The following is a 26856-nucleotide window of genomic DNA, read 5'->3' as shown; positions in this document are numbered from 1 at the left end:
TGATGGTCAAAGCGGCACTTTCCCCGGCTGACCGGGGAAAGTTGTCAACTCCTGTGACTCGCCCAGGCGTCCAGCGCGCGCTCGTGGATGAGCCGGAGGGCCCACTCGAGCGCCTCGCGTCCGCCGCTCGCGTGGGACTGCTCGTACCCCACCAGCAGGAACACCGCCGTCTGTGCCAGGTCGCGGGCGAGGTCGTCCGAGCCGGGCGGCATCACGGCAGCGAGGGCCTCGGTGACGGTCGCGAGGCGCTGCTCGTCGACCTCGCGCTGGAGCCGTGCGACGACCGGATCGACGCCGGCCCAGACGCGGATGGCGGCCTCCGCGCGGTGGGGGAGGTCGACCGCGGCGCGCACGAGCAGCTCGACCCGGCGGGCCGGGTCCTCCTCCTCGCCGGCGAGGACGCGGGCACGGTCGGTGCGCTCCTCCCACCAGTGCTGCAGGAGCGCGTTCGTGTAGGTCGGCCAGTTCGGGAACGCGTGGTAGAAGCTGCCGGTCGTGACCCCCACCCGCCGGCAGAGGGGGGCGAGCTTGAGCGCGCCGTACCCCTCCTCGGCCAGGAGGTCGAGCCCCGCCTCGAAGAACCGCAGCTGCGGCGCGGTCGGCGGGGTCCCGGTCATGGCTGGGCAGTCTAGGAGCACGGCCCGCCGACTGATCAGCCCGACCGGCGGAACCAGCGGCGCCGCGCGTCACGCTCGGCCCGCTCCGTGCGCACCCGCTCCGCGGCAGCCGTACGGCGCTCCTCCAGCCGCCCCCGCCATGCCGCCACCTCCGCCTCGACGTCGCGACGCTGCGTGAGGAGCGGGGGGCCTCCCGGATCGCCGTACAGGGCCCGGCGGACGCGCTCGTTGAAGTCGAGGAGCTCGCGCCGGACCTCGGCCTCGCTGGTCAGCCGGTCGAGCCGGCCGTCGAGCTCGGCGTCCTCCTTGCGGAGCTGCAGCGCGGCGGGCAGCACCCCGGTGATCTGCTCGCGCTCGACGAGGCGCTTGACCCACCAGTCGGGGTCGTGGTCGGAGCCGAGGTCCGCGATGGGCTTCCCGAAGCCGGGCAGGTCGTCGAACTCGCCGCGGTCCCGGGCGCGCTGCAGCTGCAGCTCGACCCACTGGCCCTGGTGCCGCATGCGCTCCGCGGCGGCACTGCGTCCGGTGCGCTCGTCCCGCTCGGTCTCGCGGAACCGCTGCTCCTCGTCGTGCTCGGGCACGCCACCACCCCCTCGTGCCATCGACGGTAGCGCGCCGTCACGGGACGGAGAACGCCCCCGGGCCGGTCGGGGGAGGCCGGCCCGGGGGCGTCGGGCGATCGTCCGTCGGGGGATGGGGACGACCGCGCACGACGAATCTAGCCGGGCTCCCTCGGCGAAGGCTGTGCGCCGACGGACGATCCCCGCAGGAACTCGTCAAGAGCCGTAGATGTCCGCAACCCGGGCTCAGCAACAGCGCAGCGCCTCACCCGATCGGGGTGGCCTCCGGCTGTCGGCGTGCCACCAGGAGGAGGAGGGCGCCCACGAGCGCGCTGGCCGAGCACACGGTCCACACCGTCAGGTACCCCGACAAGGGCGCAGCCCCGACGCCGGGCTCGTCGAGTGACCCCGTCGAGGTGAGGGCGATGGCGAACACGGCCGAGGCGATCGCGCCGCCCACGGTCTTCGTCGCGTTCGTCATGCCGGTCGCGAACCCCGTGCGGTCGGGCGGTGCCGCGGCGGCGGCTGCGGCCGGGAGGGCAGCGACGAGCAGGCCGGACCCGATGCCGGCGACCCCGAGGTTGGCGAGCAGCTGCGCCGTCGAGTCGTGCAGCGGCACGAAGAGCCCGTAGCCGATCGCCACCAGCAGCATGCCGCCGATCATGGCGCCGCGCGGCCCGAGGAGACGGGAGGCGAGGGGCAGCAGCAGCGCACCGACGAGCAGCGACACCACGTAGACCCCCACCAGCGTCGAGACGAAGCCGGCGCTGGCGCCGAGCCCGTAACCCACCTCGTCGGGATCGGCCCGCGCGAAGGTCGAGAGCGGGATCTGCGCGCCCAGCACGCTCATGCCGAAGAGGAAGGCGGTCAGCTGCACGGACCACTGGGCCGGCACGGCCAGGAGCCGGACGTCGATGAGCGGCTCCTCGACCCCGGCCTCGTAGCGCACCAGCACGACGGTCGCGACGACGCCGGCGAGCACGAGCACCCAGGGCCACGGCGACCCGACGCCCTGCAGGCGCACCAGCACCAGCCCACCCATGACGAGCCCGAGCACGATGCTCAGCAGGCCCACGCCCGCGTAGTCGTAGTCGCCCGTCGCGACCCCGGGCGCCCGCTCGATGCCGAACCAGACGACCACGAAGCAGACGGTGACGGTGATCGCCGGGAGCGCGAGGAGCACCGGCATCGAGGTGGCCTCGACGAGGGCGCCGCTCGTGAGCGCGCCGAGGATCACGCCCGCCTCGAGGGCGGCCACGAGGAGCGCCGCGGCACGCCGGGTGAGGCGCCCCTGCTGACCGGTGCCCGCCGTGCGGCGGTGGATGATCGCCACCTCCACGGGCAGCCACACCACGTAGGCGCCCTGCAGTGCCCACCCGACGAGGAACGTGGTGAAGCCGGGCGAGAACACGAGCACCCACGAGCCCACCGCGGTGATCGCCGTCGAGAGCAGCAGCACGTTGCGGTGGCCCCAGAGGTCGCCGAGCCGGGACAGCAGCGGGACGGCGAGCGCCGACAGCATGAGCTGCGCGGCCTCGAACCAGTTGACGTCGCCCTCGCGGATCCCGAGGTGGTCGGCGATGTCGGTGAAGATCGGCGTGTAGTAGCCCTGGAGGATCCCGCTCGCGACCTCCACCGCGACGAGGAACCCCACGACGGCCCACAGGCCGGGGACGACGGCCCGGCCGGGGCCGGCCTCCACCACCGGGGCGCTCACGCCGGCAGCCCGGTCAGGAGCGCGGCGTACCAGTCCACGCCCGCGAGGAAGCCGTCGACCGTGATCCGCTCGTCGTAGGAGTGGATCGACTCCCGCTGCGCCTTGCTCATGGGGAAGGGCGCGAAGCGGTAGACGCGCTCGCAGATCGCGGTGAAGTGGCGGGAGTCGGTCGCCGCCATCATCACGTACGGCGCGGGGACGGCCTCGGGGTAGACCGCGGTGATCGTGCGCTCGAGCAGGGCGAAGGCCGGGTCGTCCTCGTAGGGCGACACGGGGCTCGGCTCGCCCGCCTCGACGACCGTGACCTCCACCCCCGCGCCGACCACGCGGCGCAGGTGCTCGGCGACGCTCGCGACGGTGTCGCCCACCAGGATGCGGGCGTTGACGGTCGCCGTCGCGGTGGAGGCGATGACGTTGGCGGCGGGCGAGCCGGACAGCATCGTGGTCGCGAGCGTCGTGCGGGTCATGGCCGCCGCCTCCGGGCCGGCGGCCTGGAGCGCGCGGGCCAGGGCCGGGGTGAGCCGGCCGCCGACGGCGCCGAGCGCCAGGCGCAGCGGCAGGGGCGTCAGCGGCGCCATCCGGTGCAGCAGCGCCACCGTCGGCGCCGGCAGCCGTGTCTCCATCGGGGCCGCGTCGACCCGGGTGACCGCCCGCGCGACGCGCACCGTGGGGCCGTTGCGGGCCGGGGTCGAGGAGTGACCGCCGCGACCCGTGGCCCGCAGCTCGAAGAGCGAGGTGCCCTTCTCGGTCACCCCGACGACGCCGATCGGGCGACGCACGCCGGGGAAGGCGCCCGCGGCGATAGCGCCGCCCTCGTCGAGCACGAACCAGGGGGTCACGCCGGCGTCCCGCAGGTGGGCCACGGCGGCCTCCGCGGAGCTGCCGGAGACCTCCTCGTCGCAGCCGAAGGACAGCCAGACGTCGCGCTCGGGGGTGGCACCGTTCGCCAGCAGCCGCTCGACGGCCGCGCAGATCGCGACGACGCAGCCCTTGTCGTCGAGCGTGCCGCGGCCCCAGACGGCCAGGCCCTCGGGAGAGTCCGCGACGACCGCGTCGAAGGCCGGGTGGGTCCACGTGTCCGCGGGCTCGACGGGCACGACGTCGAGGTGGGCCATGAGCACGACCGGATCGGCGTTGGTGCGGCCGCGCCAGCGGAACAGCAGGGCCTGCCGCGGGACGTGCAAGAGCTCCAGCCGCTCGTGGAGCAGCGGGAAGTGCTCGGCCAGCACGGCGTGGAGCCGGTCGAACGTCGTCGTGTCCACCCGGTCGGGGTCGCGGTGGGAGACCGTGGCGGTCCGCACCGCCGCCCGCAGGGCGGCCACCGCGGGGTGGCCCGGGTCGGGCTCGTGGTGCTCCCCGGCAGGGGTGCTGGTCGTCATCGGCTGCCTCCTCCGGCGCACCGTACTCCCGTTGCCGGGGCGCGCGGGCCGGCTCTCCACAGCCGTCCCCAGGTCGTGACATTCGTCAGGGGAGGACCGTCGGTGGGCGGCCCTACGGTGGTCTGGACCAGTCGACCAGGGCCTGATCTCGGCAGACCCCGACGGGCGGGGTGGCCACGGCCACGAAGGGGGAGCACGCATGAGCACGACGACGACCACCACCACGACCGGACGGCGCTCCGCGCGCCGGGCGGCGACGCTCGCGAGCGCCGCCGTCATGTCCCTGCTGGCGCCGGTGGCGGCCCAGGCGTCGACCGCGGAGCAGGTCCAACAGGGCCAGCAGGGCCAGCAGGCGGCGGATCCGTTGCCCTACGACACGGCGGCGCTCGAAGCCGCGATGGCCGCGGCGGTCGACGAGGAGCACGTCGCGGTGGTCGGCGAGGTCCGCGGCGAGCGTGGGCGGTGGTCGGGCGCCGACGGGGTGCGTGACCTGGCGTCGTCGGAGCCCGCGCAGCCGCGCGACCGGTTCCGCTCCGCGAGCACGACGAAGATGCTGACGGCCGTGCTCGCGCTGAAGGCCCAGGAGAGGGGGCTGTGGCGGCTGGACACGACGGTGGACGACGTCGCGCCGGGCCTCCTCGGCGAGCACGGCGACGTGACCGTGCAGGAGCTGCTGAGCCACACGGCCGGGCTGCCGGAGTACCTGACGCCGCTGCTCGTCGCCGAGAGCGGTGACGACTACTCGACCGAGCGGTTCCTCGAGGTCCTCGCGGAGCCCCGCGAGCCCGCCGAGCTGATCGCCTACGGGGCCGGTGCGCCCTGGACGCCGCGCGGCGAGTTCGCCTACTCCAACACCGGCTTCGTGGTCGTCGGCGAGCTGCTCCAGCGTGTCACCGGCCAGCGGCTCGGCGACCTGCTGCGGAGCTGGGTGCTGGTGCCGGCCGGCATGTGGCGGACCTCGCTGCCCGACGATTCCCGACTGCCCGCGGACGCCCTCACGGAGTACGCGACGATGTACGGCGAGCGCGTCGACCTGTCCGTCTTCGACCCCACCATGTTCGGCGCGGCCGGCGGACTCGTCACGACGGCGGAGGACCTCAACCGCTTCCAGCGGGCCCTCGGCACCGGCACGCTCCTCGGTGCGGGCTCGGTGCGGCTCATGCGTCAGGTGGTCGCGACGGAGCCGCTGGCCTACGGGCTGGGCAGCTACCGGGTGCCCGACCCCTGCGAGCCGGGGAGCTACCTCCACGGCCACGACGGTGCGAGCTACGGCACCTGGACGGTCTCCTACGCCTCGGCCGACGGGCAGCGGTCCGTCACGGTCGCCGTGACCGGCCGCGACCTCGACACGGTGACGCCCGACCTGTCGGCCTTCAACGCCCTCGTGGGCGAGGCCCTGCTCCAGACGTGCGCCGACGACGCGGCGCCGGGGGCGCGCTCAGCCGCCCCAGTAGCCCCGGTGCACGACCTCGTCGACAGCGCGCCGCTCCCGCCGCGCCGGTGACCCGCGGGACCCGGTGTCGTCGGGGTGGCGGTGACCGATGGTGATCGCACCGAGGGGCTGGTAGGCCGCGGGCACGCCGAACGCCGCGCGGAAGTCGTCGACCCGGGAGGGCGTGATGCCGAAGAAGCAGGCGCCCAGGCCCTCCTCGACGACCGTCTGCAGGATGAGGAGGGTCGCCATGCCGGCGTCGACGTACCAGTACGGCACCGGCCAGCGCGCCTCGTCGCGGTCGGTCCAGCCCTTGTCGGGGGCGGCGTAGCGGTCGAGGTAGGCGTCCTTCGAGGTGAGGGGCACGATCACGACGGGCGCCGACCGCATACCGGTCAACCAGCGGCTCTCCGGGTCGGCGTGCTCGGGCGTCGTCACCTCCCAGAACCGGGCGACGTCCACGGGCGTGTCGAGCCGGAGGAAGGCCCACCCCTGGCTGAAGCCGGCGCTGGGTGCGCGCGTGGCGTGCTCGAGCATGCGGTCGACGAGAGCGGGGTCGACGGGACGGTCGGCGTACCGGCGCACCATGCGCCGCCGGCGCACCACCTCGGAGAACTCCATGGGGGCCACCCTCTCAGGTCGTCGCGCCGTCTCGCATCCGAGACGCCGCCGCGTCCGTGCGCGTTGACCCCGCCGCCCGCGGGGCGTGGGATCGGCACGTGACGACGACCTACCGCCTCGAGCGCGTGTGGCTCGCCCTGCCCGGTCAGGCGCCCCGGGTGCACGACGACGTCGTCGTGCGCATCGAGCGCGGGCGCTTCGTCGAGGTACGCCGCGCGGAGGGGCCCGACGACGCGGCGGCCGCGGGGGCCGAGCGCCTCGCGGGCCTGACGCTCCCGGGCCTCGCGAACACCCACTCCCACCTGTTCCACCGCGCCCTGCGGGGGCGGGTGCAGCGCGGCGGTGGCTCGTTCTGGACGTGGCGCGACGACATGTACGGCCTCGCCGCGCGCCTCGACCCCGCGTCGTACCGGCTGCTCGCCCGCGCCGTCCTCCGCGAGATGCTCGCGGCCGGGATCACGAGCGTGGGCGAGTTCCACTACGTGCACCACCGGCCCGACGGGACCCCGTACGGCGCGGCCGACGGCGGTCCGCACGCCATGGCGCTCGCCGTGGTGGAGGCCGCGGCCGAGGTCGGGATGCGGATGACCCTGCTCGACACGTGCTACCTGGCGGCCGGGTTCGGGCGGCCGACCGAGGGTGTCCAGCGACGCTTCGACGACGGCTCGGCCGCCGCGTGGCTCCGCCGCCACGCGGACCTGCGGCGCGCGGTCGCCGAGCACGACGCCCCCGCGCGCGTCGGCACCGCCCTGCACTCCGTGCGCGCCGTGCCCCCGGCCGCGCTCGCGGAGCTCGGGCGCGCCGGCGTCGGCGGGGGCGCGGAGCCGCTCCACGTCCACCTCTCCGAGCAGGTGGCGGAGAACGAGCAGTGCCGTGCGGCCACGGGCCTGACCCCGACCGGGCTCCTGGCCCGCCACGGCATGCTGGGCCCGATGACGAGCCTCGTGCACGCCACCCACCTCACCCCCGCCGACGTCGGGACGCTCGGGTCCGCGGGCGCCTACGTCGCGTTCTGCCCCACCACCGAGCGCGACCTGGGCGACGGCATCGGGCCCGCCCGTGCGCTCGTCGACGCCGGAGCGAGACTCACCCTCGGCAGCGACAGCCACGCGGTCGTCGACCCGTTCGAGGAGATGCGGGCCGTCGAGATGCACGAGCGGCTGGCGGCGCGCCGCCGCGGCCACTTCACGGCCGCCGAGCTGCTCGCCGCCGCCACCGTCGACGGCCACGCCTCGCTCGGCGTGCGCGACGCGGGGCGCATCGCGGTCGGGGCTCGGGCGGACCTCGTCACCCTCGACACGGCCTCGCCCCGCACGGCGGGCACCGGGGCCGACGAGCACACGGCCGTCTTCGCCGCGAGCGCCGCCGACGTGGTCCACGTCGTGGCCGACGGGCGGGTCGTGCACCGGGCGGCCGACGCACCCGCGGTGGGCGCGCTCCTGGCGGAGGCGATCACGGCGATCGCCGAGGTGCGTCCAGCCGAGGTGCGTCCAGCGGAGGTGCGCCCGTGAGCGTGCTGCTCACCGGCATCGGTGAGCTCCTCACCGGGCGCCTGCCGGACGACGAGGGGCCCGAGCTCCCGCTCGTGCTCGAGCGGGCCGCCGTCGTGCTCGAGGGCGACCGTGTCGCGTGGGTCGGCACGGCCGAGGAGGCGCGGTCCGCTGCGCTCGCGGCCGACGTCCACGTCGACGCGGGCGGACGTGCCGTCGTCCCCGGATTCGTGGACTCCCACGCCCACCTCGTCTTCGCGGGCGACCGGGCGGCCGAGTTCACGGCCCGGATGGCGGGGGAGCGGTACGCCGCGGGTGGCATCCGCACGACCGTGGCCGCCACGCGGGCGGCGTCCGACGAGGCCCTGCTGGCCGGCGCGAGCCGCCTCGTGACCGAGATGCTGCGCCAGGGCACGACGACGGTCGAGATCAAGTCGGGCTACGGGCTGACGGTGCGTGACGAGGCCCGCAGCCTCGCGGTGGCCCGACGGCTGACCGAGGAGACGACCTACCTCGGCGCCCACGTGGTGCCGGACGGATCCGACGGCAGCCCGGGCGACCCCGCGGCGTACGTCGACCTCGTCACCGGTCCGATGCTCGAGGCGTGCGCGCCCCATGCCCGCTGGATCGACGTGTTCTGCGAGACCGGTGCGTTCGACGTCGACCAGGCGCGGGCGGTGCTGGCCGCCGGAGCCGCGGTGGGGCTCGGCGGTCGCCTCCACGCCAACCAGCTCGGCCCGGGTCCGGGCGTGCGGCTGGCCTGCGAGCTGGGGCTGGCGGCGGTCGACCACTGCACCTACCTCGACGACGCCGACGTGGCGGCGCTCGCGGACTCCGGCACGACGGCGACCCTGCTCCCCGGGGTCGAGTTCTCGACGCGGCAGCCCTACCCCGACGCCCGGCGGCTGCTCGACGCCGGCGTGCACGTCGCCCTCGCCTCGGACTGCAACCCGGGGTCGAGCTTCACCAGCTCGCTGCCCTTCTGCGTCGCGCTGGCGGTCCGCGAGATGGGCACGACCCCCACCGAGGCCGTGCTGGCCGCGACGCGCGGCGGAGCGCGGGCGCTGGCGCGCGACGACGTCGGCCGCATCGTCCCGGGGGCGCGCGCCGACCTCGTGCTGCTCGACGCGCCGAGCCACGCTCACCTTGCCTACCGGCCGGGCGTCCCCCTCGTCGCGGGCGTGTGGCAGCGCGGGCGGCCGGTGCTGCCCCACGCGGGCGCGTCATGATGGCCGGGTGACCGACCGCTGCACCGCCCTCAGCGCCGCCGCCGGCGAGGACCAGGCGGGCACCGCGCCCGGCGAGGGCGTCTGGCTCCTCGTCGAGCAACCCGGCCCGTGGGGCCGCAAGGCGCTGCGCGAGAGCGACCTTCCCGACGACGTCGCCGCGCTGCTCGGCGGGCTCGGTGCCCACGTGGCGCCCGGGGCGCCCGACGTGCGGGTGCAGCTCGTGCGTCGGCCGGGTCGCTCGGCGGTAGCTACCGGAGCGGGGCGCACCGTGCTGGCGGCGCGGCCCGGCGGACCGGGTGGCGCGCTCGTCGTCACGCGGCTGGAGGTCGACGACCTGCGGGCCCTCCTCGACCACGACCCCGCGGACCTGGCGGCCGGGCGCCTGGCCGGGGCGGCGCCGTACGGCGGTCCCCTCTGGCTGGTCTGCACCAACGGCCGCCGCGACGTGTGCTGCGCGGAGCTGGGCCGTCCGGTCGCCGCGGCGCTCGCCGAGCGCTGGCCGGAGGCCACCTGGGAGACGACGCACCTCGGGGGGCACCGGTTCTCGGCGACGCTGCTCGCCCTGCCCGCCGGGGTGGCCCTCGGCCGACTCGACCCGGCGACGGCCCTCGCCGCGTGCGCGGAGCTGGAGGCCGGACGCCTCCCGCTGGACGTGACCCGCGGGCGCACCGGGCGGCCGGCGTCCGCGCAGGTCGCCGAGCTCGCGCTGCGGCGCCGGCTCGGGCTGACGGGCCTCGACGCCGTCGCCGTCGTGGACACGGGCGCGGGCGGGGTGGAGCTGGAGGTGCGCGGTGCGGGGCAGCGCTGGTACGCCGCGGTGACGTCGCGTCCCGGGGTCCCGAGCCCCGCGAGCTGCGGTGACGCGAAGCTGAAGGCGACGCCGGTCCACGAGGTCGCGCTGCGACCGCGGGGGGCCTGAGGCGCGGGCCGGTGCGCGGGCCGGTGCGCGGGTCGGTGCGCGGGTCGGTGTTGGCGCCCGGGCGCCCGCCGACGACAATGGCTCGACGCGGAGGCCGTGGGGCCCCGGAGCCGACGTGACGGGAGTCGACGACGTGGTGGACGAGACGGAGGACCGGCCGGTCCTGGTGGGCGTCATCGCGCTCGTCGGCGTGAGTCTCATCGTCGGTCTCATCGTGGGCGTGGTCGCCCTCGGCGGTGCCCGCGTGTTCGGCCTGAACGGCGGGGGCGGCGGAGGCGGCGGTGGCGCGGCCGTCGAGCCCACGCTCTCGCTCCCGCCGGTCACCGAGACGGCGACCGCCAGCGGCCCGCTCATCACCCTCACGCCCGGGGACGAGGGAGAGGGCGAGGAGGGGTCCGCTCCCGCGGAGCCGACCGAGCCCACGACGACCACGACCACCGAGGCCGCCGAGGGGGAGCTCACCCTGCAGGTCAGCCGGACGACCGCCGGCCCCATGGAGCGGATCGACGTGTCGGGCATCTACACCGGCGGGGACGGGGCGATCCTCACCATCCAGCGCTTCACCGACGGAAGCTGGAACGACATCGCCGCCAACGCCGCCGTCTCCGGCGAGCTGTTCAGCACCTACATCGCCCTCGGTCGGCCGGGAGAGAACCGCATCCGTGCGATCGACCCGTCGACCGGCGTCACCTCCAACGAGGTCAGCGTCACCATCGAGTGACGCCCGCCTGACCTGCGCTGGCGGCCACGACCCCCGGCGCCGCCCGTGGTGACGGGCGCCACACCCCGACGCGGGATGATCCTGCCGCCGCCGGCGTTATGCCTGGCAAGAAAGTTGAGTCGAACCGACTCAGGTAACTTGCGAGACGTCGTCCGGCGACGCACCATGGACAACACGCCCGGTGCGCCGGGGCGCTCGACGCTCGCAGCGCCTGACGGACCGGCCCGACGGACATCCACGTCAGCAACCCACGCAGCAGGAGGCACACATGGCTCGCGCAGTCGGCATCGACCTCGGTACGACGAACTCGGTCGTCGCGGTCCTCGAGGGCGGAGAGCCCACGGTGATCGCGAACGCCGAGGGCGCCCGCACGACCCCCTCGGTCGTCGCGTTCTCCAAGTCCGGCGAGGTCCTCGTCGGCGAGGTCGCCAAGCGTCAGGCGGTCACCAACGTCGACCGCACCATCCGCTCCGTCAAGCGCCACATGGGCACGGACTGGAAGACCAAGCTCGACGACAAGACCTTCACGCCCCAGCAGATCAGCGCCTTCGTGCTGCAGAAGCTGAAGCGCGACGCGGAGGCCTACCTGGGTGAGACGGTGACCGACGCGGTCATCACCGTCCCGGCCTACTTCTCCGACGCCCAGCGCCAGGCCACGAAGGAGGCCGGCGAGATCGCGGGCCTCAACGTGCAGCGCATCGTCAACGAGCCGACGGCGGCCGCGCTAGCCTACGGCCTCGACAAGGGCGACGACCAGACCATCCTCGTCTTCGACCTCGGTGGCGGCACGTTCGACGTCTCGCTGCTGGAGATCGGCGAGGGCGTCGTCGAGGTCAAGGCCACGAGCGGCGACAACGAGCTCGGTGGCGACGACTGGGACAAGCGCATCGTCGAGTGGATGGTCAAGAAGTTCAAGGACGCCAACGGCGTCGACCTGGCCGCCGACAAGATCGCCGCGCAGCGCCTCCAGGAGGCCGCGGAGAAGGCGAAGATCGAGCTCTCCTCCTCGAGCGAGACCACGATCCACCTGCCCTACATCACGCACGGCGAGTCCGGCCCGCTCCACTTCGAGGAGAAGCTGACGCGCGGCGAGTTCCAGCGCATCACCTCCGACCTGCTCGACCGCACCAAGGCGCCGTTCCAGCAGGTGCTGAAGGACGGCGGCGTCGCGGTCTCCGCGATCGACCACGTGGTGCTCGTCGGCGGCTCGACCCGCATGCCGGCCGTGCCGGAGCTCGTCAAGGAGCTGCTCGGCGGCAAGGAGCCCAACAAGGGCGTCAACCCCGACGAGGTCGTGGCCCTCGGTGCCGCGCTCCAGGCCGGTGTGCTCAAGGGCGAGGTCAAGGACGTGCTGCTCCTCGACGTCACGCCGCTGAGCCTCGGCATCGAGACGAAGGGCGGCATCATGACCACCCTCATCGAGCGCAACACGACGATCCCGACGAAGCGCAGCGAGATCTTCACGACGGCCGACGACAACCAGCCGTCCGTCGAGATCAAGGTCGCGCAGGGCGAGCGCCAGATCTGGGCGCAGAACCAGCCGCTCGGCAACTTCGAGCTGACCGGCCTCCCGCCGGCCCCGCGCGGCGTGCCGAAGATCGAAGTCACGTTCGACATCGACGCCAACGGCATCGTCCACGTCTCGGCGAAGGACCAGGGCTCCGGCAAGGAGCAGTCGATGACGATCTCCGGCGGCTCGGCGCTCGGCAAGGACGAGATCGACCGCATGGTGAAGGAGGCCGAGCAGTACGCCGAGGAGGACGCCCAGCGTCGCGCCGCGGTCGAGGCCCGCAACACCGCCGACCAGCTCGTCTACACGACCGAGAAGTTCCTCGGCGAGAACGCCGAGAAGCTGCCCGAGGACGTGAAGACCGAGGTGCAGGCCGACGTCGACGCGCTCAAGGAGACCCTCGCCAAGGAGGACGCGACGTCGGAGGAGATCGAGGCCGGCGTCCAGAAGCTCAACACCTCGAGCCAGAAGATGGGCGCCGCGCTCTACGCGCAGGCCGAGGCCGACCAGGCCGCAGCCGGTGGGAGCACCGGCTCGACGGGCGAGGCCGACGACGACGTCGTCGACGCCGAGATCGTCGACGAGACCCCCGAGGGTGAGAGCAAGTGACCGCTCCCGGTGACGGTGACCGCGAGGAGGTGAACGACCCGTCGGTGGAGGAGCCGACGGAGTCGCACATCGCCGAGGGTGACGCCCCGGACGTGCACGAGCCCGAGGACCCGCAGGCCGAGGCCCCGCAGGCCGAGGCCCCGCAGGCCGAGGCCGAGCCGGCCGAGCACACGGCGGCGTCCGACGAGCTGGCCGTGACGCAGATGGAGCTGGCCGAGCGCACGGCCGACCTCCAGCGGCTGCAGGCGGAGTTCCTCAACTACAAGCGACGGGTCGAGCGCGACCGCGAGCTGCTGGCGCAGAACGCGGCGTACAAGGTGCTCACCCCCGTCATCGAGGTGCTCGACACGATCGACCGCGCCCAGGAGCACGGCCCCCTCGAGGGCGGCTTCAAGGCGGTGGCCGACCAGCTGGAGCGTGTCGTGGGCGCGCAGGGCCTGACCCGCTTCGGCGCGCCGGGCGACGCGTTCGACCCCAACCTGCACGAGGCGCTGTCGCACCTCGGCACCGATGCGGACGTCACCGTGCAGACGGTGAAGGTGGTCGCGAAGGCGGGCTACCGCATCGGTGACCGCGTGGTGCGCGCGGCGCAGGTGCTGGTCGTCGATCCCGAGGACTGACGACCGCTCCGCCGGGCCCGGGACCTCCCGGGCCCGGCGGACCCACGACTGACGACCGAACTCTCGAGGAGGTGCGCGGATGAGCAACGCCGACTGGGCGACGAAGGACTTCTACAAGGTGCTCGGGGTGGGCAAGGACGCCTCCGCCGACGACATCAAGAAGGCCTACCGCAAGCTCGCGCGCGCCAACCACCCCGACTCGAACCCCGGGGACACCGCCAAGCACGAGACGTTCAAGAAGGTCGCCGAGGCCTACGACGTCATCGGTGACCCGGCGAAGCGCAAGCAGTACGACGACATCCGGTCCGCGCCGTCCTTCGGGGGTGGCTTCGGGGGTGGCTTCGGCGGCGGTGGCGGAGGGGGCTTCGACCTGTCCGACCTGCTGCGCGACCGCGGAGGCGCCGGCGGTGCCGGTGGTCTGGGCGACATGTTCGGCGACCTCTTCGGGCGTCGGCAGCAGACCCGCAGCCGCGCCACGAAGGGCGCCGACGTCGAGAGCACGGCGACCATCAGCTTCACCGACGCCCTCGAGGGCGTCACCATCTCCCTGCGGCTGAGCAGCGAGGCCGCGTGCTCGACGTGCAGCGGCACGGGCGGCAAGCCCGGCACGAAGCCGCACATCTGCACCGAGTGCGAGGGCGCGGGCTACATCACCGGCTCCGTGGGCGGGGCGTTCTCGATGAACGAGACCTGCCCGGTCTGCCACGGCCGCCAGCTGGTGTACGACGAGTCCTGCCCCACCTGCCACGGCTCGGGTCGCGGCACGGCGGCGCGCACCATCCAGGCCCGCATCCCGGCCGGCGTCAAGGACGGCCAGCGCATCCGCCTCCGCGGCAAGGGTGCGCCGGGGGAGAACGGTGGTCCCGCGGGCGACCTGTTCGTCACCGTCAAGGTGGCCGGCCACCGCCTGTTCGGCCGCAAGGACGACAACCTCACCCTCGACGTACCGGTCGGCTTCGACGAGCTCGCCCTCGGCGCCGAGATCAAGGTGCCCACCCTCGGTGGTGCGCCGGTGACGCTCCGGATCCCGCCGGGCACGCCGAACGGCCGCACCTTCCGGGTGCGCGGCAAGGGGGCGCGACGCGCGGACGGGACCGTCGGTGACCTGCTCGCCACCGTCGAGGTCCAGGTGCCCGCCACGCTGGATCCGGCGGCGCGCGAGGCGATCGAGAACTACCGTGCTGCCGTGGCCGGCAAGCCGTTGCGGGCCGGACTGTTCGAGGAGTCGTGATGGCCGGTCCGGGTGGTGCGGGTGGTCCGCGGCGTCCCGGGCCGCCCGACCCCGACGCGGCCGTCTTCGTCATCTCCGTCGCGGCGGAGCTGACCGGGCTGCACCCGCAGACGCTGCGCGCCTACGAGCGGATGGGTCTCATCAACCCGGGCCGCACCGGCGGCGGTGGGCGTCGCTACTCGGCGCGCGACGTCGACCGGCTCCGCGACATCGCCGAGCTCACGGCGGCCGGGACGGGCATCGAGGGCGTCCGTCGCATCCTCGACCTCGAGAACCACCTCGCCGCGCTGCGGGCCCGTAACGACGAGCTGGCCGCCGAGCTCGAGGCGACGCGCGACGCGCTCCGGCAGGCGCTCGCCCAGCGCCGTACGACAGCGCCGGCGGCGCCGGTCCGCCCGGCGAACCTGCCGGTGCTCCGCGGGCCCGACCCGGGCCAGTCGCTCGTGGTCTGGCGACGCAACCGCGGCTGAGGTGCAACGCCGGCTCGGGTGCCGGACACGTACGGAGCATGATCCTGATGACCGAGCACGCCGACGACCCGACGCACGACCCGCCACCGCCGTCCGGCGGCCTCCTCGACGACGAGGAGCCGGTCGCGGAGCGGTTCCAACGCCTGTACGCCGCGCACTTCGACGCCATGCTGGGCTACGCGCTGCGCCGCGTCGAGGTGAGCGAGGACGCGGCCGACGTGGTCGCCGAGACGTTCCTCGTCGCGTGGCGGCGGATCGCCGACGTGCCTGCGGAGCCGCGCACGCGGCTGTGGCTGTACGGCGTCGCCCGCCGCACCCTCGACAACCACCGCCGGGGCGGTTCGCGCCGGGTCGCGCTCGGCGACCGGCTCCGCCACCAGCTCAGCGTCGTCGTCCCCGACCACGCCACCGCGGTGACCGAGCACCTCGCGGCGGCCGACGCCCTGTCGCGGCTCGCCGCCCGTGACCGCGAGGTGCTCGAGCTCGCGGCCTGGGAGGGCCTGGAGCCCCGGGAGATCGCCGAGGTGCTCGGCACCTCCGCGATCGCCGTCCGCACCCGCCTCTCCCGCTCCCGACGCCGCCTGCGCGAGCTGACGCCCGACGCCGTGCCCACGACCGACCTCACCCCCGGGGAGTCCCGATGACCGCCACCGACGACCTCCGACGGCTGCTGCCGCCCCCGCTCACCGACGAGGAGGTGCGCGACCTGCCCCTGCACGAGGGGCGCCAGGCCCTGCTGGGCGAGCTGCTGCGGGCCGAGCCCGCGACCCGGCGGGTGCCGGCGGCGTGGCGGACCCCGCGGCGTACGGCGCTCGTGGGTCTCGCCGCCGCCTCCACCGTCGCGCTCATCGGCCTCGGTCCGTTGCTCCTGGGGGACGGGGGTCCCGAGGAGCGGGACGCCGGATCCTCCAGTGCCTCCGCGGTCGGCACCGGCGTCTACGCGGACGGCGACTGGGTCGTCGCGAGCGACCCGGCGTGGGAGCTCACCTACGTGCGGGACGCCGGGGACGAGCGGGAGCTCAGCTACGACGCGCCCGGCGGGGTGCAGGTGGACATCCACCAGCGTCCTGCCCGCCTGCACGACTCCTACCGCGAGGACCGCGCGGATGTGTCGGCACCGACCGCGCTCACGCTGCTCGGGAGCCCCGCCGAGCGGGTCGACTACGGTCCCGACGAACACGCCGTCATCGCGGAACCCGTGGGTGCCTTCTTCCTCGAGGTGCGGGTCGCGGGGGTCGACGCCGCGGGGCTGCCCGCGGTGCTCGACGTGCTGCAGCCCGTCCCCGCAGACGAGCTGGCGGCGCACCTCCCCGACGACGTCGTGCTCGCCGCCGACCAGCCCGCCGCGCTCGACGCGCTGTTCGCGACCGTCGACCTGCCGCCGGGGCTCGACCGCGGTGCGGCGGTGACCCAGGCGGTGGCCGACCTGGACGGCGCGGCAGTGGCCACGACGTACACGCTCGGCGTCGCCGCCGTCGACACCCTCGTCTGCGGGTGGGTGGCGGAGGTGGACGCCGGTGGCGACAGCGCCGCGGCCGTCACCGCCCTGTCGTCCGCCCGCACGGCGCCGTTCGCGCAGGCCATGGACGTCGAGGGCGACTACACCTACGTGCTCGACGAGACCGCGCTCGCCCTCGGCCGCGGCGACACCCCGGCGCAGCTCGCGGAGAGGACGGGGCTCGAGTGCCCGTGAGGTACGGATGATGCCGGCGCGGCACCGGGGCACGCCCGGTGCTGCGCCGGCAGCTGCCGCGCCGGGCAGCCGGTGGGGAACGCGGGCGTGAACGGTGAGATCCGGGGTACAGCAGACCCGCCCATCGAGAGACGAGGAGACCGCGGTGTACGCCACCCCCACCCGCCCCATGACCCAGGACGAGCTCGACATGATCTGCCGTGTCTGGGCCGACTGCGGGAGCGACGACTCCACCGACCGCTGGTTGCAGCTGTGGGACGGCGGCAGCTCCGCCGACGATCCTGCGGCGCGCGACGCCATCATCGGGATCGCCGAGGCGTGCGGGCTCGAGACCAAGGTCGAGAACGGGGTCCTGCTGGTGCAGAAGACCCAGCAGCTCCACGACGAGATCGGCGCCCGCTGGATCTGAGCCACCGCCCGCGGGCATGTTTCGCCGCCCGTCCACGGGGTGTGGCCGGGCGGCGGTGTGCTTGTTGGTCAGGCGCCGTCTGGTTCTTGATCAGGTCCTGGTGGTGGCCAGGGTCGGGTGCCGTCGTGGTCGACGAGGTAGCGCTGGCCCAGGGGGCTGGTCCAGAGGAGGGCGTTCGGTGGCTCGCCTCTGCTGGGGTCGGTGGGCCGGTAGGTCCATGTGTTGCCGGTGGTCATCTCGCGGTGGGTCTTCATGCGGTGGTGGCGTCGGCAGAGCGGGAACAGGTTGCGGGTGGAGGTTTGGCCGGGTGGGCCGTCCGCCTCGTAGGGGTGGCTGTGGTCGAGGTCGGCGGTGCGCGAGCTGCGGGTGCAGTAGGGGAAGACGCAGCGGGGCCATGCGGCGCGGACGTGGTCGGCGATGCGGTCGGGTGGGGTGTAGCCGTTGACGGCGTCGTGCTGGTTGAGGTCGATGATCGGCTTGACCGTCACCGTCGTGTCTGGGGCGGCGCACCAGGTCTGGACCTGCTCGACGGTGACGACCCCGCGAGGTGCGCCCGGGGTGTCGAGCCGGGCGAGGTCGATGCCGGTCATGCCGGTGCAGGTTTCGATGCCGGGACCGGTGCCGTTGAGGGTGCCGGTGATCGCGGCCTGGTCGAGGTGCACGAAGAGCACCACCTCGCGCCGGGCCCGCTGGACCGGCTGTGGCTGGTCTCCGTTCGGCGCTTCACCGGCGCCGTACTCCAGCGTGGTCACGCCGTCGCAGCGCCGGGCGATCTCGCCGAGGGCCACGGAGCGGCGGACGTCGAGGTCGCTGTCGTGCCCGAGCTCGGCGAGCTGGCGGGCAACGTGCGCGACGGTCCGTTCCAGGTCGAGCGCATCAGCCAAATCCAGCGAGCCGTGGACGTTCACCGTGCCCCGCAGGGTCCCGGTCAACGGGTCCGCATAGGCGAGGTCGTCGAGGTCGATGGCGAGGTACCGGCCGCCGTCAGCCGCGTGGCGTTCGGCTTCGGTGGTCTCCGGGTCGAACAGTGCTGCGGCTTCGGCGACGAGGCGGTCGACCTCGGGGCCGGTGGCCTTGCCCGCGACGTACGCAATGTGCCGGTCCACGAAGCTCGCTGCCTCGACGGTCAGGGAGCGGGTGGCCTGGGCGATCCGCCGGGCCGCGCCAGACGTCGACCTCACCCGCGGCGATGCGGGCGTGCACGCGCGGGAGGCGGTACCGCAGCTCAACCGCGTCCCCCACCAGACGTCGCGCAGCGTCGAACGAGGAGCCGCGGGCGGCGGCGATCTCGCCGATGCAGAACTCCGCCACCACCGGCGCCCCCGGCCCGCCCAGCTCGAGGAACTGATCCCCCGCCAACGCCGCGACGTGCTGCTCGTCGTGCCACTCGCCCAGCACCGTGATCGGATCACCCACCACAGCGTCCGACGTGTGGAAAGCGGCCCAGTCGCCCACGGCGACGAAGGCAGCCGCCTCCGCCACACGAGCCGCTCGCGTGCGCTCGCGGACCGCGTCGATCAACGCGGTCGCAATGGTGTGGGTCCCCCGATCCATGCCGCCCACTCTAGTCGAACAAACGTGCGACGACCACCTCTCGGTGGTGATCTGTGGATGACTGACCCGGGGTCGTCGTCGAGCTGCCACGTACGCAGCGACGCGTCCTCACCGCCACCGCGGCGTAGGTGACGACTCGACGCGCTCAACCGCGTCAGTTGACCTCGTCGGCCACCTGGATGTCGAGGTCGACGCGGTCGCCGTCGACGCCTGTCACCTCGACGTCGACGTCGATCGTGCTGTCGTCGTCGGCGGTCAGCACGCAGGTGGTAGTGGCGCCCTCCTCCGCCTCGAGCTCGTCGGGGCAGTCGATGTCCTTCGGCGCCTGGCCGACGGTCTCGGTCAAGGACGACTTCACCTGCTCCTCGAGGTCGTCCTGGTCGACGGTGCCGCCCGAGCAGGCGCTCAGCAGGAGCACGGAGGCGCCGGTCGCAGCGGCGGCGAGAAGTCGGTTCATGGCGAGGACCTTCCGAGGGACGGCAGTGCGTCGACGCTAGTCCCGGCATCCAAGGGCGATCCCGCCCCGCACCGTGACCCGACGCCACCCCCGCCGTTCACCCGATGTGACAGCATGGATGTCACATTCCTGCCCGTCGTACCGGGGCCGCGACGCCCGTCCGGGCGCTACGGTGCGCACAGGGACTGACCAGCGGCAACGACGCCGTGCGGCACGAGGTGGTGAGGTCGACGCTCGAAGCAGCGCTGGACTGGCTGCGCGACTACCTCGCGCACATGAACTGGGTCCACTTCTGGTCCATCCCCGTCTTCACGTCCGTGATCGGCTGGCTCATCAACTGGTCGGGCCTGTGGATGCTGTTCTCGCCGACGCACTTCCACGGCTTCCGCGTGCCGGGGCTCAAGGAGCTGGCGACGGCGTCGCCGCGCAAGGTGCAGGAGATCCCCGGGTTCCTCTCGGGCGGTCTCGGGTGGCAGGGGATCGTGCCCGCGCGCGCCGGGAAGATGGGCAGCATCGCCGTCGACAAGGCGATCGCGAAGCTCGGCACGCCTGCGGAGTTCTACCAGGAGCTGGAGCCGGAGAAGATCGCCGAGCACATCGTCGAGATGTTCTCGCCCGACATCCCCGACCTGGTGAACCAGGTGATGGAGCGCGAGCACCCCCGGCTGTGGCACGACCTGCCGCGCCCGGTCCGCTCGGCCGTCGTGGAGCGGGTGCAGGCGCAGCTCCCGCAGGTGGTACGCCGCGTGACGACCGAGATCGGCATCCACATCGACCAACTGCTCGACCCGAAGATCATGGTGATCGACCACTTCGAGCAGAACCCCGACCTCGTGGTCCGGATTTTCCGCGACTTCGGTGCGCGCGAGCTGCGGCTGATGGTGGTCTTCGGGGCGATCTTCGGCTTCCTGCTCGGCATCCCCGTCGCGATCATCGACCACGCCTTCGGCCAGTGGTGGGCCCTGCCCGTCATGGGCGTCATCGTCGGCTGGATCACCAACCTGCTCGGCATGTGGCTGATCTTCGACCCGCCGGAGCCTCGCAAGATCGGGCCCTTCACGCTGCAGGGCCTCTTCCCCCGGCGCCAGGCCGCCGCGGCGGAGATCTACGCGCAGCACATCGCGAGCGACGTCATCACGCTGGAGCGGATCGGCGACTTCCTCCTCGACGGTCCGCGGGGCGACCGCACGCGACAGATGCTCGCGACCGCGCTCAAGCCCGCCATCGACGGCGCGATCGGCCCGGCCCGTGCGGCCGTCCGGGTCGCCGTGGGCACGACCCGCTTCGACACCATCAAGGACTCCGTCGCCCAGGAGGCGGTGGGCCGCACGCTCAAGCCGTTCCAAGACCCGGCCTTCTCCGCGCGCCAGTCCGAGAAGATCCGCACCCTGATCGCCCAGCGCACGAAGGAGCTCCCGCCACGGGACTTCGTCGAGATGATGCGAGCGGCCATCAAGGAGGACGAGTGGATGCTCTACGCTCACGGCGCGATCATGGGGGCGGCCGGCGGGTTCCTCCACCTGTGGATCTTCGGAGTGGGGGGTCAGTGAGCGACAGCGGTCAGCACCGTCCTCCGCGCGCCCTGCCCCCGCCGCGTCGTCGCGGCTTCGCGGCCCTCGTCCCGGCCCGCCGCAGCTCGCTCGTGCCCACGGCGCTGGCCGACGCGATCTCGGACCGGGTCCCGGCCACGCTGAGCCCGGCCGTCGACGCGCTCCCCGGTCTCGCCCGGATCGCCGCCGCGACGGCGCTGCACACCGCCGAGTGGGGCGTGACCGCCTCGACCCGCACCGGCCTCAAGCTCGCCCGCGCCATGGTCGACCCGCAAGCGGCCGCCGAGCTCTCGCGTGACCTCAACGAGGCCGCGGCCGTGGTCGCCGGCATCGCCAGGGGCGTGTCGTCGGGGCTGCCGCTCTCGCAGGCGGTCGCGCAGCTGCGGCTGCCGGGGGAGACGGCCGTCCCGCCCGTCCCCGAGGGCGGTGGCCTGTCCCGTCGCGAGTCCGAGGCCGAGCGGCTCCGGGCGAAGGGCGCCAAGCTGCTCGAGCAGTCGCGCGACGTGTGGCACCCGGAGACCGGCCACCCGGCCTACGAGCGCATCCTCGGCGACCTCGCCCCCGACGAGGCCCGCATCATCGTGCTGCTGCTCAAGGACGGACCTCAGCCGTCGGTGGACGTCCGCACCGGCGGCCCGGTCGGCATGGTCAACTCGCAGCTCGTCGCGCGCGGCCTCAACATGATCGGCGCACGCGCGGGGCTGCGCCACGTGGACCTCGTGCCGCAGTACCTCAACAACCTCTCCCGCCTCGGCCTCGTCTGGCAGTCGTCGGAGGCGCTCGACGACCTGCTGCGCTACCAGGTCGTGGAGGCCCAGCCCGACGTGCTCGCGGCGATGCACTCGGTCAAGTTCCCCAAGGTGCTCCGCCGGAGCCTCCACCTCACGCCGTTCGGCGTGGACTTCGCGCGCATGTGCTTCACCACCGAGGACGAGGCCACCGCCGCCGCGTTCCCGGCCCACCTCGCGCCGCCAGCCGCGGCCGGCGAGAAGGAGCTGCCCCGCGGCTGAGGCCCCGGCGCCCGCGCCGGTACGCCGCGCCTACCGCCCCGCAGCAGCCGGAGGCGCCGGTCGGGCCCGTTGCGGCGGCACGCGCCCGGCGACGCCGAGCAGGTCGCGGACCGGGCCCGCCGGGGGCCGGCTGCCCCCGAGCCATACTGCGTGGAACTGCCGGGTCAGGTCGACCCCCCGCACGGGCAGCACGACGAGGTCGCTCGCCCCGACGAGGGCGAGGTCGCTGAGCAGGGCCGGGGCGCCGCCGGCGCGGACCGTGGCGAGGACGGCCGCGTTGGTGGTGAGCTCGACCTCCGGGACCGCGAGCGCGTGCCCCGCGGCCCGGAACGCGTCCTCCGCGACCTGCCGGGTGCCGGAGCCGGGCTCCCGGCTGGTGAGGCGCCGGCCGCTGACCGCCGCGGCGGTCACCGCGCGTCGACCCGCCCACGGGTCGTCGGGGGCGACCACGAGGGTGAGCCGGTCGCCGCCCACGACCTGGCGGGCGAGGCCCACGAGGTCGCCGGACCCCTCGGTGAATCCCACGTCCGCCTCGCCGCGACGCACGGCGTCGACCACGGCGCCCGTGTTGGCGGCGACGAGCGAGGCGTGCACCGCGCTCTCGCTCCGGAGGCGCACGAGCCACCGGGGCACGAGGTGCTCGGCGGTCGTCATCGACGCGTAGACGTGGAGCTCGCCGGAGCGCTGGTCCCGCAGGGTCTGCACCGCCGCCTCCATCTCGTCGGCGCGTGCCAGCACCGCCGTGCTCCACTCGACGACGAGCCGACCGGACGGGGTGAGGGTCGAGCCCGACGGACCGCGCTGCAGCAGCGGCAGGCGCAGCTCGGCCTCCATCGTGCGCAGGCGCTGGGACGCCGCCTGCTGGGACACCCCGGCCTCGCGGGCGGCCGTCCCGATGCTGCCGGTGCGGGCCACGGCCTCGAGCAGGCGCAGGGAGTCCAGGTCGGGGAGTGTCACAAGGCGACCTTACCGCTGCCCACAGGCTGGCCTTGTGAGGTCACAAGCTCCTGACGGGTTCCCGTGGCGCCCCGCCGCCAGCACGCTGGAGCCATGACCGCCCTCACCGCCGAGCGCGACCCGCGCACCGGCTTCTCGCGCACCGGCTTCCTGCGCGACCTCGACGGAGCCCCCGCCCTGGCCCACATCGGGCCCAACTGGTTCGCGCCGGTCATGGGCACCGGCATCGTCGCCGTCGCGCTCGCCTCGCTGCCCTTCGCCCTGCCGGGCGCGGCTCCCGCGGCGCTCGCGTTCTGGCTGCTGGCCTCGGCCGCGCTCCTCGCCGTCGCCGTGGCCACGGTCGGCCACTGGATCCGCCACTCCGCCGCGGCCCGCGGCCACCTCGCCGACCCGGTGATGGCCCACTTCTACGGCGCGCCGGCCATGGCGCTCATGGTCGTCGGCGCCGCGACCCTGCTCGTCGGCCACCGCGTCCTCGGCACCGGCCCAGCGCTCGTCGTGGACGTGACGCTCTGGACGGTGGGCACGGCGCTCGGCCTCCTCACCGCCGTGCTCGTGCCGTGCACGGCGTTCACCCGCCACGACGTCGGCGCCGACGCGGCGTCCGGCACCTGGCTGCTGTCCGTCGTGCCGCCGATGGTGAGCGCCGCGACCGGCGCCCTGCTGGTCCCGCACCTCCCGGCCGGGCAGGCCCAGCGGACGATGCTGACCTTCTGCGCCATGTTCGTCGGCCTGAGCCTGGTGGCCTGCGCCCTGACGACGGTGCTCATCTGGCAGCGCCTCGTCCGGCACGGCGTGGGTGCCGCGGCCACGGTCCCGACCCTGTGGCTCGTGCTTGGGCCGCTGGGACAGTCGATCACCGCGACCCACCACCTCGGGCAGCTCGCCCCCGATGTCCTCGGCGCTCCCCTCGGGCGGGCCTTCGCGGCGACCACGCTGCTCTACGGCGTCCCCGTCCTCGGCTTCGCGCTGCTGTGGCTGGCCCTCGCCGTGGTCGTCACCGCCCGTACGGCGCGGGTCGGGCTCCCCTTCGGTCTCGCCTGGTGGTCGTTCACGTTCCCGGTCGGCACCCTCGTCACCGGCACCTCGGGCCTGGCGGCCGCCACGCGCCTCGTGGCGCTGCAGGTGCTCGCGGGGCTGCTCCTCGTCCTGCTGCTCGTCGCGTGGGCGGTGGTCGCCGCCCGCACGGTGCGCGGGATCCACCGCGGCACCCTGCTCCTGCCGCCGCGCCGCGAGAACGGGCCCGTCAGCCCCGGTCCAGCGGCACGGTCTCGGGCGTGTGCAGCCGCACCATGAACCGGTCGACGCCCACCGGCACGCGCCGCGGTGTGGCCCGGCTGACCAGCACCATGACGGCGAACGCGAGCGGCACGCTCCAGGCGGCGGGCTGGGTGAGCAGCGCCGTACCCCACCCGCCGCCCGCGTCGGGCACCAGCAGCGCGGCGACCACGCCGACGCCGGAGCCGAGCCCGCCCACGACGAGCCCGGCGAGCGCACCGACGTCGGTGAGGCCGCGCCACCAGATCCCCAGCACGAGGAGGGGGCAGAAGGTCGAGGCGGCGACGGCGAAGGCGAGACCGACGGAGCGCGCCACGGGCAGGCCGGGGGAGACCAGAGCCGCGGCGCACGGCACCGTCACGGCCAGCACGGCGCCGACCCGGAAGGCCGTCACGGGCTCGACCCGCCAGCGCGGCAGCAGCTGCCGCACCGGGGCCGGTACGCCGCGCCCCGCCACCGTGCGCCCCCCGCGGCCCGAGGGGGTCACGGCCTGGCTGAGCACGCCCGCCACGGCGATGGTGAGGCCGGAGGAGGTGGAGAGGAAGGCGGCGAACGCCCCCGCGGTCAGCACGGCCGTGAGGGAGTCGGCGAGCAGCCCGTCGGTCATGAGCCCCGGCAGGCGCAGCACCATCGTGTCGGCGCCGTCCAGCCCGCCGTCGGTGTCGTAGGCGCGGCCGAGCGCGCCGTACACGGGCGGGAGCAGGTAGAAGAACCCCAGCAGCCCGAGCACCCCGAGGGTCGTGCGGCGGGCGGCGCGGCCGTCGGGGTTGGTGTAGAAGCGCACGACCACGTGGGGCAGGCCCATGGCGCCGAGGAACGTCGCGACCATGACCGAGTAGGTGAGGTAGAGCCCCTCCGGCCCGGCCGCCAGGCCGGAGATGCCGCCGCCGAAGGGCGTCGACCAGCTGTCGCCGGCGCCCGCCCCGGCGAGCCCCGTGCCCAGGTCCCGGGGCAGCGGGCGGCCGTCGCCGTGCCACACCACGACGAGCACGGCCAGCGGCGCGAGGAGGGCGGCGAGCTTGAGCCAGTACTGGAACGCCTGCACGAACGTGATCGAGCGCATCCCGCCCGAGGCGACGCCGACGAGCACGACGACCGCCACGACCGGCCCGCCGAGCCACGACGGCGCGCCCGTCACGACCGCGAGCGTCAGCCCGGCGCCCTGGAACTGCGGCAGCAGGTAGAGCCACCCGATCGTCACCACGAGCAGGGCCGACACCGCGCGGACCCGCCCCGACGCCAGCCGCGCCTCGGCGAAGTCGGGCAGCGTGTAGGCCCCCGAGCGGCGCAGCGGGGCGGCGACGAGGGCGAGCAGCACGAGGTAGCCGGCGGTCCAGCCGACCGGGTACCAGAGCATCTCCGCGCCGTAGGCCAGCACCAGCCCGGCCACCCCGAGGAAGGACGCCGCCGAGACGTACTCCCCGCCGATCGCGGAGGCGTTGAGCATCGGCCGCACCCGGCGCGACGCCACGAAGAAGTCGCTCGTGGTCCGCGACGAGCGCAGGCCCCAGGCGGAGATCACCAGCGTCACCGCGACGACCGCCGCGACCGCCGCGCCTCCCCAGCGCGGGTCGAGCGGGTCGCTCACGCGTCGGTCCCCGACGGCGGCTCCTCGCGCGCGACGAGCTGGGCGAAGTCGCGCTCGTTGGCCTCCGAGCGCCGCACGTGCACCCACCCCAGCACGAACAGGAACGGGTAGACCGCCCCCGCCAGCACCGCCCACGCCAGCGGCACCCCCAGCACGCGTACGTCGGCGAGCCCGGGCGCGAGGTAGAACACGACGGGCAGCGAGCCGAGCGTCAGGGCGAGGGTGCCGACCACCGCCAGCCCGAGGCGCAGCTGCTCGGCGAGCAGGGAGCGCAGGTAGACCTCGCCGACCGCCGTGCCCGCGTCGATCTGCTCGGCGCCGGTGGGCCGCCGGGCGCCGCGCCGCGGCGGACCGGTGACGCGCACGCGCTCCGACGGTGGCCGGGGACCGGGCGTGCCGGGGACGTCCGGCACCTCAGCGCGCCCCGACGTACCCGGCCAGCACCTCGCGCAGCGTCCGCGTGTGCCGTCGGCTGACGCCGAGCTCCGTGCCGTCGACGAGCACCGTGCAGCGCCCCGCCTCCATCCGCACCTCCTGCACGTGGCCGAGCGCGACGAGCAGCGAGCGGTGCACGCGCACGAACCCGGCGTCCGCCCACTCCTCCTCGAGGGTGGCGAGCGGCGTGCGCACCAGGTACGACGCGGACTCGCCCTCGACGCGGGCGTGGAGCCGCGCGTAGTCGCCCTGGGCCTCGACGTGGGTGATGGCCGAGCGCGGCAGGAAGCGGGTGACGCCGCCCCGCTCGACGCGGACCTGCTCGTCGGGTGCCGGGCGGGGGCTGGCGGTCGTCGTCCGGACGCTCCGGTCGAGCACGCGGCGGACGGCCTCGGCCAGCCGGTCCTCGCGCAGCGGCTTCAGCAGGTAGTCGACCGCGCTGAGGTCGAACGCCTCGAGGGCGTGCTCCTCGTGGGCCGTCACGAACACCACGGCGGGCGGCTCGCGGAAGGCGGCGAACACGCCGGCCAGCTCGAGCCCCGTGAGGCCGGGCATGGCGATGTCGAGGAAGACGACGTCGATGCTGCCCTCCCCGCCCCCGTCGTGGAGCACCCGGAGCGCCTCGGTCGCCGAGGAGCTCGTCACGACGCGGCCGATGCGCGGGTGCCGCTCGAGGAGCCAGGCGAGCTCGTCGCGCGCCGGCTGCTCGTCGTCGACCACGAGCGCGACGAGGCCCGGCGGGCCCGGCGCCGGGGAGGGAGTGGCCTGGGTCACGGAGGTGACGGTAGCCGGAGCTCCCG

General features: G+C 74.5%; 26 protein-coding genes. 15 read left to right on the top strand and 11 right to left on the bottom strand.

From position 1 onward, the window contains the following. Nucleotides 1-44: 44 nt before the first annotated feature. The 4 genes from PIR53_14160 to PIR53_14145 all read right to left on the bottom strand — a co-directional run bounded on the left by PIR53_14160 (nucleotide 45) and on the right by PIR53_14145 (nucleotide 4273). Nucleotides 45-617, bottom strand: a complete 573-nt coding sequence (locus tag PIR53_14160) for a TetR/AcrR family transcriptional regulator (protein WZH51155.1) — start codon at nucleotides 615-617, stop codon at nucleotides 45-47. Between the two features lie 35 nt (nucleotides 618-652). Continuing rightward, nucleotides 653-1198, bottom strand: coding sequence for a DUF1992 domain-containing protein (locus PIR53_14155; GenBank protein WZH51154.1), 546 nt, complete (start codon nucleotides 1196-1198; stop codon nucleotides 653-655). A 244-nt stretch (nucleotides 1199-1442) separates the two neighbouring features. Next, nucleotides 1443-2894 carry an MFS transporter gene (locus tag PIR53_14150; protein ID WZH51153.1) on the bottom strand — a complete coding sequence of 484 codons (1452 nt, stop codon included), beginning with the start codon at nucleotides 2892-2894 and terminating at the stop codon, nucleotides 1443-1445. Beyond that, nucleotides 2891-4273 carry a M20/M25/M40 family metallo-hydrolase gene (locus PIR53_14145; protein WZH51152.1) on the bottom strand — a complete coding sequence of 461 codons (1383 nt, stop codon included), beginning with the start codon at nucleotides 4271-4273 and terminating at the stop codon, nucleotides 2891-2893. The genes PIR53_14150 and PIR53_14145 overlap by 4 nt, the downstream gene beginning before the upstream one ends. 199 nt (nucleotides 4274-4472) lie before the next feature. Here PIR53_14145 and PIR53_14140 point away from each other — a divergent pair, with 199 nt between their 5' ends. Continuing rightward, the gene (locus PIR53_14140; GenBank protein WZH51151.1) at nucleotides 4473-5777 is read left to right on the top strand and encodes a serine hydrolase; all 1305 of its coding nucleotides are present in this window, start codon (nucleotides 4473-4475) and stop codon (nucleotides 5775-5777) included. Here PIR53_14140 and PIR53_14135 read toward each other — a convergent pair. Beyond that, on the bottom strand, nucleotides 5712-6326 hold the full coding sequence (locus PIR53_14135) for a nitroreductase family protein (protein WZH51150.1): 615 nt from the start codon (nucleotides 6324-6326) through the stop codon (nucleotides 5712-5714). The genes PIR53_14140 and PIR53_14135 overlap by 66 nt on opposite strands. Nucleotides 6327-6424: 98 nt before the next feature. Between PIR53_14135 and PIR53_14130 the strand changes: the two genes are divergently transcribed. From PIR53_14130 to PIR53_14080, 11 genes are all read left to right on the top strand, one after another. Further along, the gene (locus PIR53_14130) at nucleotides 6425-7837 is read left to right on the top strand and encodes a formimidoylglutamate deiminase (protein ID WZH51149.1); all 1413 of its coding nucleotides are present in this window, start codon (nucleotides 6425-6427) and stop codon (nucleotides 7835-7837) included. Between the two features lie 41 nt (nucleotides 7838-7878). After that, on the top strand, nucleotides 7879-9045 hold the full coding sequence (gene hutI, locus PIR53_14125; protein WZH54461.1) for an imidazolonepropionase: 1167 nt from the start codon (nucleotides 7879-7881) through the stop codon (nucleotides 9043-9045). A gap of 7 nt (nucleotides 9046-9052) precedes the next feature. Then, entirely contained in the window at nucleotides 9053-9964 is a 912-nt protein-coding gene (locus PIR53_14120) for a sucrase ferredoxin (protein ID WZH51148.1), read from the top strand. Between the two features lie 115 nt (nucleotides 9965-10079). Further along, nucleotides 10080-10685 (top strand): hypothetical protein, encoded by a 606-nt coding sequence (locus PIR53_14115; protein WZH51147.1) that lies wholly within the window; start codon nucleotides 10080-10082, stop codon nucleotides 10683-10685. Nucleotides 10686-10953: 268 nt separating this feature from the next. Beyond that, nucleotides 10954-12804 carry a molecular chaperone DnaK gene (gene dnaK, locus PIR53_14110; GenBank protein ID WZH51146.1) on the top strand — a complete coding sequence of 617 codons (1851 nt, stop codon included), beginning with the start codon at nucleotides 10954-10956 and terminating at the stop codon, nucleotides 12802-12804. Beyond that, nucleotides 12801-13424, top strand: coding sequence for a nucleotide exchange factor GrpE (gene grpE / locus PIR53_14105; GenBank protein WZH51145.1), 624 nt, complete (start codon nucleotides 12801-12803; stop codon nucleotides 13422-13424). Before dnaK ends, grpE begins: the two co-directional genes overlap by 4 nt. Nucleotides 13425-13503: 79 nt before the next feature. Continuing rightward, the gene (dnaJ, locus tag PIR53_14100) at nucleotides 13504-14655 is read left to right on the top strand and encodes a molecular chaperone DnaJ (GenBank protein WZH51144.1); all 1152 of its coding nucleotides are present in this window, start codon (nucleotides 13504-13506) and stop codon (nucleotides 14653-14655) included. Then, nucleotides 14655-15125, top strand: a complete 471-nt coding sequence (locus PIR53_14095; protein ID WZH51143.1) for a MerR family transcriptional regulator — start codon at nucleotides 14655-14657, stop codon at nucleotides 15123-15125. The genes dnaJ and PIR53_14095 overlap by 1 nt, the downstream gene beginning before the upstream one ends. Before the next feature lie 47 nt (nucleotides 15126-15172). Next, on the top strand, nucleotides 15173-15769 hold the full coding sequence (locus PIR53_14090; protein ID WZH51142.1) for a sigma-70 family RNA polymerase sigma factor: 597 nt from the start codon (nucleotides 15173-15175) through the stop codon (nucleotides 15767-15769). Next, entirely contained in the window at nucleotides 15766-16818 is a 1053-nt protein-coding gene (locus tag PIR53_14085) for a hypothetical protein (protein ID WZH51141.1), read from the top strand. The genes PIR53_14090 and PIR53_14085 overlap by 4 nt, the downstream gene beginning before the upstream one ends. 145 nt (nucleotides 16819-16963) lie before the next feature. Next, nucleotides 16964-17227, top strand: a complete 264-nt coding sequence (locus tag PIR53_14080) for a hypothetical protein (GenBank protein ID WZH51140.1) — start codon at nucleotides 16964-16966, stop codon at nucleotides 17225-17227. A gap of 68 nt (nucleotides 17228-17295) precedes the next feature. Here the strand turns inward: PIR53_14080 and PIR53_14075 are convergent, their stop codons facing one another. Together PIR53_14075 and PIR53_14070 are read right to left on the bottom strand one after the other, a co-directional pair. Further along, nucleotides 17296-18408: an HNH endonuclease signature motif containing protein gene (locus tag PIR53_14075; protein ID WZH51139.1), complete on the bottom strand. Its 1113-nt coding sequence runs from the start codon at nucleotides 18406-18408 to the stop codon at nucleotides 17296-17298. Between the two features lie 527 nt (nucleotides 18409-18935). Then, nucleotides 18936-19238, bottom strand: coding sequence for a DUF4333 domain-containing protein (locus tag PIR53_14070; protein ID WZH51138.1), 303 nt, complete (start codon nucleotides 19236-19238; stop codon nucleotides 18936-18938). Between the two features lie 221 nt (nucleotides 19239-19459). On the opposite strand from PIR53_14070, the gene PIR53_14065 reads away from it, so the two are divergent. Together PIR53_14065 and PIR53_14060 are read left to right on the top strand one after the other, a co-directional pair. Further along, nucleotides 19460-20788: a hypothetical protein gene (locus PIR53_14065; protein ID WZH51137.1), complete on the top strand. Its 1329-nt coding sequence runs from the start codon at nucleotides 19460-19462 to the stop codon at nucleotides 20786-20788. After that, nucleotides 20785-21798, top strand: coding sequence for an Abi-alpha family protein (locus tag PIR53_14060; GenBank protein ID WZH51136.1), 1014 nt, complete (start codon nucleotides 20785-20787; stop codon nucleotides 21796-21798). Before PIR53_14065 ends, PIR53_14060 begins: the two co-directional genes overlap by 4 nt. A 30-nt stretch (nucleotides 21799-21828) precedes the next feature. Here the strand turns inward: PIR53_14060 and PIR53_14055 are convergent, their stop codons facing one another. Next, nucleotides 21829-22755 carry a LysR family transcriptional regulator gene (locus PIR53_14055; protein WZH51135.1) on the bottom strand — a complete coding sequence of 309 codons (927 nt, stop codon included), beginning with the start codon at nucleotides 22753-22755 and terminating at the stop codon, nucleotides 21829-21831. Nucleotides 22756-22848: 93 nt separating this feature from the next. Between PIR53_14055 and PIR53_14050 the strand changes: the two genes are divergently transcribed. Further along, the gene (locus PIR53_14050; GenBank protein WZH51134.1) at nucleotides 22849-24051 is read left to right on the top strand and encodes a TDT family transporter; all 1203 of its coding nucleotides are present in this window, start codon (nucleotides 22849-22851) and stop codon (nucleotides 24049-24051) included. On the opposite strand, the gene PIR53_14045 is transcribed toward PIR53_14050, so the two are convergent. Genes PIR53_14045 through PIR53_14035 form a run of 3 tightly spaced genes read right to left on the bottom strand, consistent with a single transcriptional unit; the run spans nucleotide 24002 to nucleotide 26830 of the window. Further along, nucleotides 24002-25621, bottom strand: a complete 1620-nt coding sequence (locus PIR53_14045; protein ID WZH51133.1) for a cation acetate symporter — start codon at nucleotides 25619-25621, stop codon at nucleotides 24002-24004. The genes PIR53_14050 and PIR53_14045 overlap by 50 nt on opposite strands. After that, on the bottom strand, nucleotides 25618-25986 hold the full coding sequence (locus PIR53_14040; GenBank protein ID WZH51132.1) for a hypothetical protein: 369 nt from the start codon (nucleotides 25984-25986) through the stop codon (nucleotides 25618-25620). Before PIR53_14040 ends, PIR53_14045 begins: the two co-directional genes overlap by 4 nt. A gap of 49 nt (nucleotides 25987-26035) precedes the next feature. Continuing rightward, the gene (locus tag PIR53_14035) at nucleotides 26036-26830 is read right to left on the bottom strand and encodes a LytTR family DNA-binding domain-containing protein (GenBank protein WZH51131.1); all 795 of its coding nucleotides are present in this window, start codon (nucleotides 26828-26830) and stop codon (nucleotides 26036-26038) included. Nucleotides 26831-26856: the final 26 nt, after the last annotated feature.

It is taken from the genome of Nocardioides alkalitolerans, assembly GCA_038184435.1.
Taxonomy (GTDB): Bacteria; Actinomycetota; Actinomycetes; order Propionibacteriales; family Nocardioidaceae; genus Nocardioides; species Nocardioides alkalitolerans_A.
This window is presented reverse-complemented; position numbering and strand designations above follow the sequence as displayed.